Origin of the sequence: Vreelandella venusta (genome assembly GCF_015689495.1) — a bacterium.
Taxonomy (GTDB): domain Bacteria; phylum Pseudomonadota; class Gammaproteobacteria; order Pseudomonadales; family Halomonadaceae; genus Vreelandella; species Vreelandella venusta.
Window position 1 is genome coordinate 470,452 of sequence record NZ_CP065135.1, and the last position, 14,816, is coordinate 485,267.

Here is a 14,816-nt window from a genome sequence, read left to right on the forward strand (position 1 = left end):
GTCCAAGCAGAGCTGATGCTGTGTCGGTTCTCATCGGGAACGGTGAGGATCAGCACTTTATATGGCAGATTTTTGGCTAACCTGAGTGCGTCATAGAGGGTTGCTTGGGTGTTACGCGACTCGACGGCATCGGCTTACTATTCTGCTACATACCCATGGCGGGCATGGAAGCGTTGCAGTTCCCTGACGCCAGGAGGCTGGCCGGTGAATATTTCGACATAGGCGGGGATGCGCTGCATGCGCACTTTGAGCGGCTCTTGAGTCTTCATCGAGATATAACCGATCTGGGTTAGGTAGATCGTGCGGCCACGGACGTTAGCCGCCAATGAATCATAACCGTAGCGCTGGAACATGCGTGTAAGGGCTTCGATGCGTGTGGCATCGGCAGCCTCGATTTCACTTACCACCGGCGCCGATTGTAGCGCCCAACTGCGCATGGCGAACTCTAGCGGAGAGTCGAATAAGTCAGGGTTCAACCAGCAGTCAAAGACATTAAGCATCGCCTCGACGATGTTCTCGGCATAAGCTTCCGTCTGATGCACCAGCCCTTGGGTGTTCTTTTCACGCCAGCGCGCGATCAGTGCTTCGAGCAGTGACTCACGGTCTTTAAAGAACCAGTAGAAACTGGTTCGAGAAAGCTTTAGACGCTTGGCCAGGGGCTGAATACGTACGCTATCGATGCCTGATTCTAGTAGCGTCTCAAACGCCGCATCAAGCCAGACGTCTTGGGAGCCTTTGGTGGTGGACGTATGAGAGGAGGGCATTGGGCTAACCTTTAGGAGAGTTGCGATATAGTGTACACATGTGTCTTTTGCCTGTACACATGGTTAGCGCTTATGGCTGGATCCTAGTGACGGTTGATGATCAATGTTCCTATGCGTGCCGCACAAACAAGCCTGGCCCGCATCAGCGGGCCAGTGAATTGTATGTCTTGTGTTGAATGACGTCGCTAGCCTTGGGCTAGCTGTAACGTGGGAGCCTCGTGGCCTAGATTCTCAAGCATGCGAGCAGCGTACCAATTGACAAAATCGATAACACCGAACTCATAGGTTTCAGAATAAGGTCCAGGCTGATAAGCCTTTGAGTTGATGCCGCGCTGGTTCTCTTCGGCGAGCTGGCGATCCTGGTCGTTGGTGGCATCCCATACTCGGCGAAGCTGTTCTGGGTCGTAGTCGACTCCCTCCACGGCATCCTTGTGGACAAGCCACTTAGTGGTTACCACGGTTTGCTGCGGACCAATTGGCAATACGCGAAATACCACCGCGTGATCGCCCATGAAATGGTTCCATGAGTTGGGCAGATGAAGGATGCGTAGTGAGCCCATATCGGGGCTTGATAAACGTCCCATCAGTTTCTTGCTGCCGGGCTTACCATCCATTGTCATGGAGACAATGCCATCCAGTAGCGGCGTACGCGTCAGGCGATTGCGTTTACCAAACCGTTTCAATTGGTAAGGTACCTGCTCTGCGTCCCAGTCTGCTTGTTTACGTGCCACCAGCGCTTTGTAGGCGGGTGTTGCGCGGGGGTCGTCGGTATCATCAAACTCTTGCAACGAATTAAGCAGTTCAGGGTGCGCGCCGTTACAGTGGTAGCACTCGCGATTATTTTCGATCACAAGCTTCCAGTTGGCTTGCTCAACGATGCTGGATTCGGTGGCAACCTTGACGTTATCCATCTGGTATGGCTCAAGATAATGCTCAAGCGTTGTCAGAAAATCGTCAATTGCAGGTGGCTCTTCGCTCAGGTTGATAAAGATGAAGCCGCCAGCGGTTTGGGCGTTGACTGGCTTGAGGCCAAACTGGTTGAGGTCGAAGTCAGTGCCCATGTCGCTACCGGCAAACAGCAAGCGGCCATCAAGCTCGTACGTCCACTGGTGATACGGGCAGACGAGTTTCGCTACTTTGCCCTTATCTTTTACGCACAGACGCGAACCACGGTGGCGGCACACATTGTGAAACGCATGAATAACGCCTTCACTACCGCGCACAATAACGATGGGGTTGTCACCAATATCCAAGGTGATGAAGTTACCCTTGGTGGGGATCTCGCAGGTCATGCCTGCGAATAACCACTCTTTTTCAAAAATCTCTTGCATATCAATAGCAAACAGACGGGCATCGTTATAAAACGGCTGCGGAAGTGAAAAGGTACGTGCCCTTTCTTGCAGCATCTGGGCCGTTGATTCACGAGCCGCAGCGAGTGGGTCGTCCATCCAATTAGAAACGCTTTTTTCCATACCAGTATCCTCGTAAACCTCCGCTTTCCCCTCAAGGGCTGCGTGGCGGCCGTTGGTCAAGATTGCTTATCTTGTTGTTCTGTTGCGTAACCTGGCGTTGTAGTCGAGTGGAGCCTGATGACATTGTCTGATTGTGTTTCAGGCTAACGCCTACCAATTATCTGCCCGCGACATCAGGTGGCGTAACGGCGACTAAAGAAGAGGTTTCTAAGCAATTAAGAGTGGCACGAGGTAAGTGCGCGTCGTTGTCAGGTAAGTCGGCTAAGAGGAGCGTCCCCAAAATGCATACCAACGGTGCTGGGCTATAGCCAATATAGTTCGGTAATGCATAGCGATGAAGGCTGGTCAGGCAGAGGCGATAATGACAACTAATTTCTTTAACCCGGTCACGACCCAAACCTGGACTAACGGCCGCCACCAAGTACGTTGCGTTAAGGTGATCCAAGAAACCCAGGATGTACGCACGTTCTGTTTTATGGCGGAGCAACCGGTACTGTTCTTCTTCAAGCCTGGCCAGTTTGTGACCCTAGAGCTTGAGATCGATAATCAGCCGATCATGCGATCCTATACAATCTCTAGTTCACCCTCTATTCCTTACAGTTTTTCGATTACTGTTAAGCAGGTGCCGGGGGGCGTTGTGTCCAATTGGCTGCATGCCAATTTAAAGGTGGGCGATGAGCTGGTGGTACATGGGCCGGTCGGGAACTTTAACTCGATCGACTTTCCTGCCGAGAAAGTGCTGTTTCTTTCTGGCGGCGTTGGTATTACCCCTTTAATGTCTATGACACGCTGGCTTTTTGATACTAATGCCGCTGTTGATGTTGAATTTATACATAGCGCTCGAGCACCCCGCGATGTCATTTATCATCGTGAATTGGTGCATATGTTTTCGCGTATCCCCGAATTCAAACTGCACATTATCTGTGAGAGCAAGGAAGATATTGGTGAGGCATGGGCTGGCTACCGTGGTTATCTCACCGAGCCGCTGTTTGAGTTAATGGTGCCGGACTTTATGGAGAGAGAAATCTTTTGTTGCGGCCCTACTCCCTATATGAACGCCATTAAACGTATTTTGCGGCACCATAACTTTGATATGAGCCATTATCACGAAGAGTCGTTTGGTGCCACGCCTGTCGACGTTCGTGATGATGTACGTGAGCTGGCCGAGCAAGCAGAAGTCGAAGCTGAAAATATTGATAGCAAGGACTTGCACAGCATCGAGTTCGCCTCAACTGGCAAAAGTGTGCGCATTCAGCCTGGCGAAACGGTGCATGCAGCAGCGGCGAAGTTGGGTCTGCATATCCCCAAAGCATGCGGTATGGGCATATGCGGAACTTGCCGCGTAGAGCTCAAGTCGGGGGAGGTGGATATGGAGCATAACGGGGGCATTACGGATGAGGATGTCGCAGATGGCTACATTCTATCTTGCTGCAGTCGCCCTAAAGGGGATCTCGTCGTCGATTTTTAACCCCTTTGTTTAATACTTTCAGTAAAGCGCCCCTTAAGGTTTTCTGCCGTTTGGGGCGCTTTTTTATGGGTAATCAATGATCGTCTATCTGCGCAGCTAGGCTAATTTATGTCGATGTCGCAAATGCATCGAGTGGTGACGTCAACAAGTATCTTGGGCCAGGAAACCAACGATAGTATCGCGGTAAGAAAGCGTTGGCAGGAATTTTGGTTGATAACAACTCTGGTTGATAGAAGCCTTGGTTTGCCAGCGTTAAAGAGAGCGTCCAGCACTTAATAAAAAAGTCACTCATCAGGAGGCGACAATGCTTCAAAGTAATTTTTCCCCCAAAGCACGTTTGGCCAGTTACGACAGTTTGCTTGCAGAAGCAATTGCTGAAGAAACGGTACGCCAAGAAGCGCATATTGAGCTAATCGCCTCCGAAAATTACACCAGCCAGCTTGTCATGGAAGCGCAGGGCACCCAACTGACTAACAAGTATGCGGAAGGCTATCCAGGTCGTCGCTACTACGGCGGTTGTGAGTTCGTCGACAAGGTTGAGGCCTTAGCCATTGAGCGTGCTTGTAACTTATTTAGTGCCAATTATGCCAATGTGCAGCCGCATTCCGGTGCTCAGGCCAATGCCGCAGTGTTTATGGCGCTGGTCAAACCTGGCGATACGATTCTAGGTATGAGCCTTGCCCACGGCGGCCATTTAACCCACGGTGCCGCCCCTAACTTCTCGGGCAAGCACTACAACGCCGTTCAGTACGGTCTCAAGCCGGAAACGGGTGAGATCGATTACGAAGAAGTTGAGCGTTTGGCTCGCGAGCATCAGCCAAAAATGATCATTGCCGGTTTCTCTGCCTACTCTCGCGTGGTGGATTGGCGCCGTTTCCGCACGATCGCTGATGAAGTGGGTGCTTACTTAATGGTCGACATGGCTCACGTTGCAGGCTTGGTGGCAGCTAACCTTTATCCGAGCCCGTTGCCTCATGCCCACGTCGTCACCACGACTACCCACAAAACATTGCGTGGCCCCCGCGGCGGCCTGATTCTGTCTGCGGATGGCGACGAGGCGCTTTATAAAAAGCTTAATGGTGCAGTCTTCCCAGGCCAGCAAGGTGGCCCATTAATGCATGTTATCGCGGCGAAGGCGGTGGCGTTCAAGGAAGCCATGAGCCAGGAGTTTGTGCGTTACCAGCAGCAGGTGATCGATAACGCCCAAGCCATGGCCAGCGTCTTCATGGAGCGCGGCTATGATGTCGTGTCGGGTGGTACCGAAGATCATCTTTTCTTGGTCTCGCTTATCCAGCAGGGCGTCACGGGTAAGGATGCGGATGCTGCACTGGGCCGCGCGCACATTACTGTTAACAAGAACACGGTGCCCAACGACCCCCAGAGCCCCTTTGTGACATCGGGCCTACGTATTGGTACCCCAGCGGTCACCACGCGCGGCTTCAATGCCCAAGAGTGTGGCGAATTGGCTGGCTGGATTTGTGACATCCTCGATGTATTAGCTGCTGGACGTGACACCGCTGCCATTGAGGCCGAGGTGCTGGCTAAAGTGAGTGACGTGTGTGCCCGGCACCCTGTCTATGCTGAAGCTGTCGCTGAAGCCGTCGAATCTATTGCTTGAATCGGCTTGCCGGCAAGGCCCGGCGCGGCTGAACTAAGGAGACCACTATGCAACGCTATTCCGGCTTCGGCCTGGTCAAGCACGCGCTGAGCCACCATGAAAACTGGGAGCGCCAATGGCGCAATCCCACGCCTAAAAAGCAGTACGATGTGATCATCGTCGGTGGTGGTGGCCACGGTTTGGCCACGGCTTACTACTTGGCCAAAGAGTTCGGTGTCAAGAATGTCGCGGTGATCGAGAAGGGCTGGTTGGGCGGTGGTAATACCGCCCGTAATACGACCATCGTGCGTTCGAACTACTTATGGGACGAGTCGGCTGCCCTTTACGAACATGCTATGAAGCTGTGGGAAGGGCTTTCCCAAGATCTTAACTACAACGTCATGTTCTCCCAGCGTGGGGTGCTCAATCTGGGGCATACCCTGCAGGATATGCGCGATATTCAGCGTCGGGTCAACGCGAACCGCCTAAACGGCATTGATGGCGAAGTGCTCGACACCAAGGGTGTGCAGGCGCTGGTGCCGATCATGGACTGCTCTAAGAACGCTCGCTACCCGGTGATGGGCGCTTCCTGGCAGCCGCGCGCTGGAGTAGCGCGGCACGACGCTGTGGCCTGGGGCTATGCGCGCGGTGCTGATGCTCACGGGGTGGATATCCTCCAGCAGACCGAAGTTACCGGCTTCAAGATCCGAGACGGCAGGATCTACGGTGTGCACACCAACCGTGGCGATATCGAGGCCAAGACAGTGGGCTGTGTCACCGCTGGTAATTCTGGCGTGTTGGCTAACATGGGCGGCTTTAAGTTGCCCCTAGAGTCCCATCCGCTACAGGCCCTGGTCTCTGAGCCGATCAAACCGATTCTCGATACCGTGGTGATGTCTAATCACGTGCATGGCTATATCAGCCAGTCTGATAAAGGTGACCTCGTCATTGGCGCCGGCATTGATGGCTATAACGGCTATGGCCAGCGCGGTAGCTATCCCACTGTAGAGCATACCCTTCAGGCGATCGTCGAGATGTTCCCGATCTTCTCCCGGGTGCGTATGAATCGTCAGTGGGGCGGTATTGTCGATACCTGTCCGGATGCCTGTCCGATTATCTCTAAAACACCGGTGAAGGGGTTGTTCTTCAACTGTGGTTGGGGCACAGGTGGCTTTAAAGCTACTCCTGGATCGGGCCATGTGTTTGCCGCTAGCTTGGCTAAGGGTGAGATGCACCCCATTGCTGAGCCGTTCTCCATGTTCCGCTTCCATAGCGGTGCGCTGATTGATGAGCACGGCGCCGCCGGCGTGGCCCACTAGGGTTCATACGAGAGGAGTATCCGACATGTTTTATATCTATTGCCCCTACTGCGGCGAGCACCGTGAGGAAGAGGAGTTCCACCCCAAGGGCCAGGCGCATATTGAGCGACCCAAAGAGCCCGAGGCGTGTAGCGATGAAGAGTGGGGTGACTACCTTTTCTTCCGCAATAACCCCAGAGGGGTGCATCACGAAATGTGGGTGCATGCGGTAGGTTGCCGCAAGTTCTTCAACGTGACCCGCCACACGGTGAGCTACGAGATTCTCGAAACCTACAAAATGGGCGAGCAGCCGACGATAACTGCCGACAGCCAAAAGCAGCCACGCGAAGCGGCAGCGGTAAGCCATCCAGAAGGAGTGCGGGCATGAGCCAGTCTAAGCAACAAGTGTTCCGCCTAACGACTGGCGGCCGAATCGATCGCTCTCGTACGTTGAGCTTTACCTTTAACGGTCAGCGTTACCAAGGGCACCCTGGAGATACCCTGGCTTCGGCGCTGCTGGCTAACGGTGTGGATATCGTTAACCGCAGCTTTAAGTACTCGCGCCCCAGAGGCATCGTCGCCGCAGGCGCGGAAGAGCCCAATGCCATTGTGCAATTAGGCAGTACCGAAGCAGCACAGGTGCCCAATGTTCGTGCTACCCAGCAAGCACTGTTTGATGGATTAGCCGCCTGTAGCACCAACGGTTGGCCTAATGTACAGCGCGACTTGATGGGCTTGGTAGGCAAGTTAGGTGGGCAATTTATGCCGCCGGGCTTCTACTACAAGACGTTTATGGCACCGGCATCGATGTGGCTGACCTACGAAAAGTACATTCGTAAGGCGGCAGGCTTGGGCCGCAGCCCGATGGAAGCCGATCCAGACAGCTATGACCACCTTCATCAACACTGCGATGTGTTGGTCGTTGGCGCTGGCGCTGCCGGCTTGTCTGCAGCATTGGCTGCTGCCCGTGGTGGTGCGCGGGTGATCGTTGCCGATGAGCAAGAGGAAATGGGCGGTTCACTGTTGGGTAGCCGCGAAACGCTGGATGGCAAGCCAGCAGACCAGTGGGTTGCTCGAGTGCTTGAAGAGCTAGCTGAATGTGACAACGTCACATTGCTATCGCGCACCACGGCTAACGGTTATCACGACCACAATTTTGTGACGCTGCACGAACGGCGTACCGAGCATCTGGGCGAAACAGCGCCTGTCGTCAATGGCCATCGCCTGGTACGTTCCCGTATGCATCGAGTTCGTGCTGGCCAGGTGATCCTAGCCACAGGCGCTCACGAACGGCCATTGGTGTATGCGGGAAATGATGTTCCAGGCAACCTCCTGGCAAGTGCTGTTTCTACCTACATTCGACGCTATGGTGTCGTACCGGGCCGCCAACTGGTGCTTTCCACCAGTAACGATGATGGCTATCGCGCCGCCTTAGACTGGAAGGAAGCAGGCTGCGAGGTGGTGGCGGTTGTTGATGCCCGCGAAGCACCTGCAGGGGACTGGGTCGATGCCGCCCGTGCCCAAGGTATCAAAATCATCACCGGCAGTGCCGTTATCGAAGCGAAAGGCGGCAATCGAGTCACTGCCGCACGGGTGGCCAAGATCGATATTGGTGCTTACCGAGTGAGCGGTCCGGTTCAGGAATTGGTCTGCGACACTATTGCTAGTTCGGGGGGCTATAGTCCGGTCATTCACTTGGCTTCCCATACCGGCTCGCGGCCTACTTGGCGTGACGATATTCTTGGTTTTGTGCCAGGGCTTGTGAAGGGCGTTCATGCCTGCGGCGGCGCTAATGGCACTTATGCGTTGGGAGACGTACTTGCTGAGGGTATTGAAGCGGGTATTAAAGCAGCCGCTGCCACCGGCCACGCAGCTCAGCCGGTTAATCTGCCTAGCGTTGAACGCCTTCAGCAGGGACCAGCAGTGGCACTTTTTCAGGTTCCCCATGAGAAATCCACGCTGCGCGGACCTAAGCAATTCGTCGACCTGCAGAACGACGTCACCGCAGCGGGTATCGAACTGGCGACCCGGGAAGGCTTTGAGTCTATCGAGCATATTAAGCGCTATACCGCGATGGGATTCGGCACCGACCAAGGCAAGCTGGGTAACATTAATGGTATGGCCATTGCCGCTCGTTGCCTGAATCGCTCCATCCCTGAGGTGGGCACCACGGTATTTCGGCCTAATTATACGCCGGTGACTTTTGGCGCTATCGTGGGTCGCCACTGCCGTGATCTGTTCGATCCCGAGCGTTATACCGCCCTTCATCAGTGGCACGTTGAGCGCGGCGCCGAGTTTGAGGATGTCGGTCAGTGGAAGCGTCCTTGGTACTACCCACAGAAAGTGAATGGCAAGACCGAGACTATGCACGAAGCGGTCGCTCGGGAATGCTCAGCGGTGCGCGAGAAAGTGGGGATTCTCGATGCTTCGACGCTTGGCAAAATCGACATTCAAGGGCCGGATGCGCGTGAATTCCTGGCGCGTGTTTATACCAACAAGTGGGAGAAGCTAGCGGTTGGTAAGTGCCGCTACGGCCTGATGTGTAAAGATGATGGCATGGTCACCGATGACGGCGTGACCAGTTGTCTGGCTGAAAATCACTTTTTGATGACCACCACCACCGGTGGTGCAGCAGCGATATTGGAATGGTTGGAGTTATGGCATCAGACCGAGTGGCCAGAACTGGATGTCTACTTCTCTTCAGTAACGGACCACTGGGCCACCATGACGGTTACCGGTCCCGAAGCCCGCAAGCTGCTGGCTGAGATGACGGATATCGATCTCGACCGTGATAGCTTCAAGTTTATGGAGTGGCGTGCTGGCAAAGTGGCTGGGGTGCCTGCACGTGTCTATCGCATCTCCTTTACCGGTGAGTTGACCTTTGAGATTAACGTTCAAGCCAACTACGCCATGCACGTGTGGCAGACCCTGTTCAAGCATGGTGAGAAGTATGGCTTGACGCCCTATGGCACAGAGACCATGCACGTCCTGCGTGCTGAAAAAGGCTTTATTATCGTTGGCCAGGAAACTGACGGTTCCGTGACGCCGGAAGACCTGGGCATGCAGTGGTGTGTGGGTTACGACAAGCCTTTCTCATGGATTGGTAAGCGAGCCCTGACGCGAGAAGATACCAAGCGCGAAAACCGCAAACAGCTAGTAGGGCTAAAACCAAAGGATCCAACGGTAGTGCTAGAGGAGGGCGCGCAGATTGTGTTTGATCCCAAGCATGCGATCCCGATGCCTATGGCAGGGCATGTGACCTCCAGCTACTACAGCCCAACTCTGGACTCTGGATTTGCCTTAGCGGTAGTTAAGGGCGGTCTCAAGAAAATGGGCGAAACCGTCTATTTGCCTATGGCAGACGGCCAAGTTCACGAAGCTGAAATCGTCAGCACCGTTTTTTATGACCCCAAGGGAGAGCGCCAAAATGTCTAATGCGGCCACTTTCGATACCCGTACTGATACCGCTATCCCGGTAGAGTCCCCGTTAGCCTTTAGCTACCGCCATAGTGGTGCTCCTCGTGCTGGTAGTTCAAGTCGAGTTCAGCTACGCGAGCGGGCAATGCTAGGGCATCTGATCTTACGAGGCGGTGCTATCGTTCTCGATGAAGCGGTGCGCGACGTGCTGGGGATTAGCTTGCCTGGTAAGCCCCAAGCGCTGGTGCAGGATGCTAGCGGCGAACGCTCTATTCAGTGGCTTTCCCCTGACGAGTGGCTGGTGATTGTGCCTGGCGGTGAGGAGTTCCCTCTAGAGATGCAATTGCGGGAGCGTTTAGGAGATTCCCATTATGCCATCAGCGATGTCAGTGGTGGGCAAACGGTGTTAGAGATTACCGGAGAAGCGGCCCGCGAGCTGTTGATGAAAGCGGTGGTCTACGATGTTCACCCCCGCCACTTTCCAGTGGGCAAAGGCGTTACTACCGTTTTCGCCAAGGCCACGACCATCCTTCGTCGGCCCAGTGAGGAGCGTTGGGAGTTAGTCGTGCGGCGCAGTTTTGCCGACTACTGCTACCGCTGGCTACTGGATTCAGCAGCAGAGTATGGCGTGAACGTAAAACAATAATCAGGCTGGCCGAAGCGTTGCTTCGGCCGCTATCTTCTGCCGCTAACAGAGATACATGCGCTATGAGCCGAATGAGTGATACCTGGATACTTGCCGCCCAATGTCCAAGCCGTTTGGGAACGGTAGACGTCGTCACGCGCTTTTTAAAAGAGCAGCAGTGCTATATCACTGAACTTAACTCTTTCGATGACCGGCTGGGCGGGCGCTTTTTTATTCGTGCCGAGTTTCGTCCAGAGCGAGACGACTTCCATGACGAGCGCTTCCACGCCGATTTTGCCGCACGGGCAGGCGAATTCGATATGCAGTTTGAGCTGACGGCGCCGGGTAAACGCACAGGCACCGTGATTATGGTTTCCAAGGCCGATCACTGCTTGAATGATCTGCTCTACCGTTATCGGACGGGCCAGCTTCCGTTAGATATCAAAGCGGTGATTTCCAACCATCCTGATCTGGAGCCGTTGGCAGCATGGCACGGCCTGCCGTATCACTACCTACCCATTAGCCCTGAGACTAAACTGGAGCAGGAAGCGCAGGTACGCAAAATCATCGCGGATACTGACGCTGAGCTAGTAGTGCTGGCAAGATATATGCAGGTGCTTTCGCCCTCAATGTGTGAATTATTAGCCGGACGAGCCATCAATATCCATCACTCACTACTGCCCGGTTTTAAAGGCGCTAAGCCTTATCACCAGGCGTACGAAAAAGGCGTTAAGTTGGTGGGTGCAACGGCGCATTATATTAATAATGATCTTGATGAAGGGCCAATTATTGCTCAAGGGGTCGAGCCAGTGGATCACACCCACTACCCAGAGGATCTGGTTGCCAAGGGAAGGGATATCGAGTGCCTGACGCTGGCTAGAGCGATTAGCTATCATTTAGAGCGTCGTGTGTTCTTTTATTCTGGGCGTACAGTGGTGTTTGGTAACTAAGGTTTTTGGCTTATCGCTATTAGCGACAAACACACACAGTTCGAGCGCGCTTTTTATAACTGGGCTACTGTCAGCGCTAAGCGTTTTTTAGTTCGCTAGGTAGCCCTTGGTTATGTATAAAATGAAAATGCGTGCTTAAGTATTTCGGTTTATAAAAATAAAAATTTATCTATAAAAGATAGTTTGGTTTTGTTTTTAATTACATCAATAAATTATTAAAACTTTCAGGCGCCGCCTGAGTTTCCCCTGTTTATACGTCAAGAGGTGCTCCAATGCCTATCAGTGTTTTCGACCTTTTTAAGATTGGAGTAGGCCCCTCCAGTTCTCATACCGTCGGGCCCATGCAGGCCGCTTTTAAGTATGTTACATCACTACGCGAAGCCGATCTTCTTGATCAAGTGGCCCATCTAGACGTTCATCTTTATGGTTCATTGTCCGCGACGGGGGTAGGGCACGCAACGGATCACGCAATTATTATGGGGCTGATGGGTGAGCGCCCCGACACGATTGATCCTTTGATTATTGGGCCGTCTATTGCGTCGCTTAAAGAGAGTCAGTTATTAGAGCTTGGATGCCAAAAAACAATCGCTTTTGACTGGAATCGCGATATTTATTTCCATGAGGAGAGTTTGCCTCATCACCCTAATGCCATGCGGCTTGCTGCCTTTACACATCAAGGCGAATTACTGTATGAAAATATCTACTATTCGGTGGGGGGCGGTTTTGTTGTTGAACAAGCCCAGATGGATATGCCGTTAGAGGACTTTGATGAGGCAACTATTCCCTATAACTTCGATACGGCTGAAGAGCTGCTAGCATTATGTAAAAAAGAGCAGCTAAGTATTAGCCGTTTAATGCTAGAGAATGAGAAAGTATGGCGGACAGAAGACGAGGTCAGAAATGAGTTGTGGCGAATCTGGCAAGTCATGTGTGAGTGCATCGACAATGGGTTAACCCATGAAGGAGTATTGCCGGGCGGGTTAAACGTTAAACGCAGGGCTAAGCTGTTGCATCAGCGGCTTTTAGCCGCTGAGCAGAATGATTGCCTAATCGCATCGACGTTTTCCGCGATGGAGTGGGTCAATATTTTTGCGCTCGCGGTTAATGAAGAGAATGCCGCAGGAGGACGCATGGTAACGGCGCCCACCAACGGCGCTGCAGGCATTATTCCCGCCGTGCTGCACTACTATATGAAATTTCAGCCCAACGCCTGCGAGAAAAACGTCGTGGATTTCCTGCTAGCGGCAGGTGCCATTGGCATTCTCTGCAAGAAGAACGCGTCGATATCGGGGGCGGAAGTAGGCTGCCAAGGGGAAGTCGGCTCGGCGTGCGCCATGGCGGCAGCTGGCTTAGCGGATGTGATGGGCGGAACGCCTGAGCAAGTTGAGCATGCGGCCGAAATCGGCCTGGAACACAATTTAGGGTTAACCTGCGACCCGGTGGGAGGTCTGGTTCAGGTGCCTTGTATCGAACGCAATGCGATTGCCACCGTAAAAGCCATTAATGCAGCGCAAATGGCGTTGCACGGTGATGGTACTCACTTTATATCGCTGGATAAGGTAATCCGCACTATGCGCGATACGGGGAGAGATATGCTTGATAAATATAAGGAAACTTCCAAAGGCGGATTGGCCGTTAATGCTATTGAATGTTAATCGCTAATGTATCTGGCAGGGTCGTTAAATCAACTGTTGTTTGAGTGCGTTGTTTTAACGCTACTTGCGATATCCAAGGCATCTGAGTATATCCCCAGAACACCTGCACTGGTGCCCAATAGACGAGCCGTTTTCGGGGGAGGGGATTCAGTTGGTTTGACTACCTTTCACCATCTGGCAGTGGCCTGCCGTAAGTTCGTTCCTCAGGGGAAGTACTAACGCATCAGGCCTCTCGTGTTCTCGTTGGGCTCACGCCACTCGGAGCGGTAGGGGTTACTGGTAAATACCCGCAAGTGCAGTTTGCGTTTGGCCATCAACATCTAGGGGTGACTCAGGCGGCGATTACCGCCGAACTGATCGCCGATCAACTGGCTGGGCGTCCTTCCGATATTAATTTGGCGCCTTTCCGAGTAGACCGTTTCGAGTAATCTTAAACCTGGTCTGACACTATATTAATATTAGTGTCAGATCAGATTTCCTTTTTGATAGCCTCTCTCCTTTCCTAAATCTTTTAAGCCGCGTTGTCACCTTCAGTGCAATCTTCAGCACATAATGTATATCGAAACATGGCGTGTACTACCGATGCGTCCGGCTCTGGGGTTTTCTCCCGATAAAGCAGTGCCGATGAGCTCCCAGTAAGTAGAGAGCTTAGCTCGACTGATAGTTTCCAAGAAGAGCGTGTTTGATAGGAGCAAAACCAATCAGAACGCCAACGCGTTAACCGGATAATAAAGTTAACGTGCATACCTTAATGCTGCTCTCGAATACTTTTTAGATAAATTATTATTAGGGTGTTTATGGCCAATTATCGAGCGTATCTCCATCTTGAGCAATGCGCACTTTGAGTGGTAGATCCACAGGTTTCAGCAGGCGCTCAGCGTCAAGCTCATGGCTGATATGAGTGAGGTAGGCCCGAGGTGGATTTAGCCGAGTGATAATATCTAGCGCTTGAGTAATTGTGTTGTGATTTCGAGGTGTCGCGTAGGAAGCTGGGTGGCAGGCATCCAGTATTACCACGTCAGGTTGCCAGCTGTTTAGAAAGCGCTCCGTTTCTACCGGTAGGCCGAAAGTGTCGGTGAGATACGCAAGCCTTGTACCGCCATCATCAAGACAATAGCCCAGTGTTGGCTTGGAGTGTTTGAGCGGCACAGGCGTCACTGTCAGGCTATCGAACTTGATCGTTCTGAATGGTTTGAGCCCAGGCTGAAAGTCCAGTATCCCAGAATTTCGATGCAAATCGGCGCAGCCTTGGGCGTCTTTGGGTCCATAAACCGGAATCGGCTCTCCGCAACCCCAGCGCAAATGAAAAAGGCCTTGAACATGGTCGGCATGATAATGCGTGATTAAGAATGCCGCAGGTCGTTCCATCTCGCAGCTAAGTGCCAGATCCATACGTCCGGCGTCAAGCAAGTAACGCTTGCCGTCGACCCTGACCTCCGCCGAGCAGGGGCTGCGCTGTAAGCTGGTAAACACCCTGGCTCGGTTACAGGCCACACAGTTGCATCCAAAGCGTGGTACCTGAGCGCTGTCGCCGGTACCATTAAATCGAAACTCCATCGATAGTTCCCCT

12 protein-coding genes are annotated in these 14,816 nt (G+C 53.0%); 9 read left to right on the forward strand and 3 right to left on the reverse strand.

Features of this window, described 5'->3' with window-relative positions:
* Positions 1-137 precede the first annotated feature (137 nt).
* A complete protein-coding gene (locus IR195_RS02310; RefSeq protein WP_125745277.1) occupies positions 138-764 on the reverse strand; it encodes a TetR/AcrR family transcriptional regulator in 627 nt (208 codons plus the stop codon).
* Positions 765-949: 185 nt separating this feature from the next.
* A complete protein-coding gene (locus tag IR195_RS02315; RefSeq protein ID WP_206048656.1) occupies positions 950-2,236 on the reverse strand; it encodes an aromatic ring-hydroxylating oxygenase subunit alpha in 1,287 nt (428 codons plus the stop codon).
* A 361-nt stretch (positions 2,237-2,597) separates the two neighbouring features.
* Between IR195_RS02315 and IR195_RS02320 the strand changes: the two genes are divergently transcribed.
* The 9 genes from IR195_RS02320 (at position 2,598) to IR195_RS20510 (ending at position 13,674) form a co-directional block, all read left to right on the forward strand.
* On the forward strand, positions 2,598-3,704 hold the full coding sequence (locus tag IR195_RS02320) for an FAD-binding oxidoreductase (RefSeq protein WP_206048657.1): 1,107 nt from the start codon (positions 2,598-2,600) through the stop codon (positions 3,702-3,704).
* Between the two features lie 304 nt (positions 3,705-4,008).
* Positions 4,009-5,322, forward strand: coding sequence for a serine hydroxymethyltransferase (gene glyA / locus IR195_RS02325; RefSeq protein WP_125745283.1), 1,314 nt, complete (start codon positions 4,009-4,011; stop codon positions 5,320-5,322).
* 47 nt (positions 5,323-5,369) lie between these two features.
* Positions 5,370-6,620, forward strand: a complete 1,251-nt coding sequence (locus IR195_RS02330; RefSeq protein WP_125745285.1) for a sarcosine oxidase subunit beta family protein — start codon at positions 5,370-5,372, stop codon at positions 6,618-6,620.
* 25 nt (positions 6,621-6,645) lie between these two features.
* Positions 6,646-6,987 (forward strand): sarcosine oxidase subunit delta, encoded by a 342-nt coding sequence (locus IR195_RS02335; protein ID WP_125745287.1) that lies wholly within the window; start codon positions 6,646-6,648, stop codon positions 6,985-6,987.
* Entirely contained in the window at positions 6,984-10,034 is a 3,051-nt protein-coding gene (locus IR195_RS02340; RefSeq protein WP_206048658.1) for a sarcosine oxidase subunit alpha family protein, read from the forward strand. The genes IR195_RS02335 and IR195_RS02340 overlap by 4 nt, the downstream gene beginning before the upstream one ends.
* Positions 10,027-10,662: a sarcosine oxidase subunit gamma gene (locus IR195_RS02345; protein WP_206048659.1), complete on the forward strand. Its 636-nt coding sequence runs from the start codon at positions 10,027-10,029 to the stop codon at positions 10,660-10,662. Before IR195_RS02340 ends, IR195_RS02345 begins: the two co-directional genes overlap by 8 nt.
* A gap of 62 nt (positions 10,663-10,724) precedes the next feature.
* Entirely contained in the window at positions 10,725-11,591 is an 867-nt protein-coding gene (purU, locus tag IR195_RS02350) for a formyltetrahydrofolate deformylase (protein ID WP_125745293.1), read from the forward strand.
* Between the two features lie 272 nt (positions 11,592-11,863).
* Positions 11,864-13,246, forward strand: a complete 1,383-nt coding sequence (locus tag IR195_RS02355; RefSeq protein ID WP_206048660.1) for an L-serine ammonia-lyase — start codon at positions 11,864-11,866, stop codon at positions 13,244-13,246.
* A gap of 293 nt (positions 13,247-13,539) precedes the next feature.
* A complete protein-coding gene (locus IR195_RS20510) occupies positions 13,540-13,674 on the forward strand; it encodes an FAD-binding oxidoreductase (RefSeq protein ID WP_206048661.1) in 135 nt (44 codons plus the stop codon).
* A 367-nt stretch (positions 13,675-14,041) separates the two neighbouring features.
* Here the strand turns inward: IR195_RS20510 and phnP are convergent, their stop codons facing one another.
* The gene (phnP, locus tag IR195_RS02365) at positions 14,042-14,803 is read right to left on the reverse strand and encodes a phosphonate metabolism protein PhnP (RefSeq protein ID WP_206048662.1); all 762 of its coding nucleotides are present in this window, start codon (positions 14,801-14,803) and stop codon (positions 14,042-14,044) included.
* Between the last annotated feature and the right edge of the window lie 13 nt (positions 14,804-14,816).

What these genes read in the sequence shown, in the direction of transcription:
- glyA (WP_125745283.1), top strand. Translation starts at nt 4,009, where the DNA reads ATGCTTCAAAGTAATTTTTCCCCCAAAGCACGTTTGGCCAGTTACGAC.
- purU (WP_125745293.1), top strand. Translation starts at nt 10,725, where the DNA reads ATGAGCCGAATGAGTGATACCTGGATACTTGCCGCCCAATGTCCAAGC.
- IR195_RS02340 (WP_206048658.1), top strand. Translation starts at nt 6,984, where the DNA reads ATGAGCCAGTCTAAGCAACAAGTGTTCCGCCTAACGACTGGCGGCCGA.
- IR195_RS02335 (WP_125745287.1), top strand. Translation starts at nt 6,646, where the DNA reads ATGTTTTATATCTATTGCCCCTACTGCGGCGAGCACCGTGAGGAAGAG.
- IR195_RS02320 (WP_206048657.1), top strand. Translation starts at nt 2,598, where the DNA reads ATGACAACTAATTTCTTTAACCCGGTCACGACCCAAACCTGGACTAAC.
- IR195_RS02330 (WP_125745285.1), top strand. Translation starts at nt 5,370, where the DNA reads ATGCAACGCTATTCCGGCTTCGGCCTGGTCAAGCACGCGCTGAGCCAC.
- IR195_RS02355 (WP_206048660.1), top strand. Translation starts at nt 11,864, where the DNA reads ATGCCTATCAGTGTTTTCGACCTTTTTAAGATTGGAGTAGGCCCCTCC.
- IR195_RS02310 (WP_125745277.1), bottom strand. Translation starts at nt 764, where the DNA reads ATGCCCTCCTCTCATACGTCCACCACCAAAGGCTCCCAAGACGTCTGG.
- IR195_RS02345 (WP_206048659.1), top strand. Translation starts at nt 10,027, where the DNA reads ATGTCTAATGCGGCCACTTTCGATACCCGTACTGATACCGCTATCCCG.
- phnP (WP_206048662.1), bottom strand. Translation starts at nt 14,803, where the DNA reads ATGGAGTTTCGATTTAATGGTACCGGCGACAGCGCTCAGGTACCACGC.
- IR195_RS02315 (WP_206048656.1), bottom strand. Translation starts at nt 2,236, where the DNA reads ATGGAAAAAAGCGTTTCTAATTGGATGGACGACCCACTCGCTGCGGCT.